General features: G+C 75.6%; 1 protein-coding gene. It reads left to right on the forward strand.

From position 1 onward, the window contains the following. Positions 1–1,151, forward strand: a 1,151-nt coding sequence (locus PROKR_RS19810; protein WP_036966137.1) for a hypothetical protein, incomplete at both ends; no start/stop codon positions are given.

Below are 1,151 nucleotides of genomic sequence, written 5' to 3' on the forward strand. Positions count from 1 at the left end.
CGCACGTCGTGGGGCGCGACGGCGGTGCTCGGCGTCGTCGCGTTCCTCGCCGCCGGGGTGCTGTCCACGGCGCCGCGCGCCGTCGCGACCATGCACGCCGACCAGGTGGCCTACGAGACCGCGACCGCCTCGGGGCCGGCCCGGGACGTGATCTCGGTGGTGGGCTCGATTCCCGGCCAGGCGCCGTCCGGCGGCTTCTACGACCCGGGTGCGGTCGGCGGCGGCGTGCCAGACGAGCCGGACTGGGCGCCGTTCGCCGAGAACCTGGACGCCGTCCGCGCGGAGTCCCCCGAGCCGCTGCGCTCGGTCATGGGCGCGCCGCTCTTCCACGTGACCTCGACCGACCCCGCGTACACCGTCCCGGTACCCAGCTCCGAGCTCGCCGAGGCCAAGGTGTTCCTCCGCACGGCCCCGGACCTGGACGAGCACGCCGAGCTGATCGAGGGGCGCTGGCCCACCGCGACCGCGGGGCCCGTGTTCCTGGGGGACGAGCAGTCCGTGGGCCAGCCCACCGAGCGGGCGCCGGCGTTCGAGGTCGCCGTGTCGCGCGCCGTCGCCGAGACGTACGGCTGGGAGCTCGGCGGCCGGTACGACAACCTCTCCGGCTCGGGCGTGATCGCCCTGGCCGGTCGCTACCCATCCCTCGTCGTGACGGGGATCTTCGACACCGGCGACCCCGATGCCGACTACTGGCTGCACCACGCCCTGGGCGCCAGGGCCTCCGTGATCGTGGACCCGAACCGCGGCCTGCTCGGCACCGCGACCGCCTACGTGGACCCGGCCATGCTCACACCGCTCACCCTGGGAGTGGCCGAGACCCGCGTCTGGTTCCCGGTGAGCACCGACGGCCTGACGGCCGCCGAGGTGCCGGAGCTCCTGTCCCAGATGCAGGGCCAGTCGGCCAGGACGTTCCCCGTCGCGGCCGGCCCCGACGACCCCACGCCGCTCCAGCTGCGGCCCACCAGCCGGCTCACCGAGATCCTGGAGAGCCTGCTCGCGCAGCGCACCGGGGTCGACGCGATCGTCGCCGTCCTCGCCGTGGGCCCGCTCGGCGCCACCGTCGCCGTGCTGGCCCTGGGGGCTCGCCTCGTCGTCGACCGTCGGCGCTCGGCGCTCGCCCTGTTGCGGGCCCGTGGTGCGTCCGGCACCCA

This window comes from Promicromonospora kroppenstedtii DSM 19349, from assembly GCF_000515355.1.
GTDB lineage: Bacteria > Actinomycetota > Actinomycetes > Actinomycetales > Cellulomonadaceae > Promicromonospora > Promicromonospora kroppenstedtii.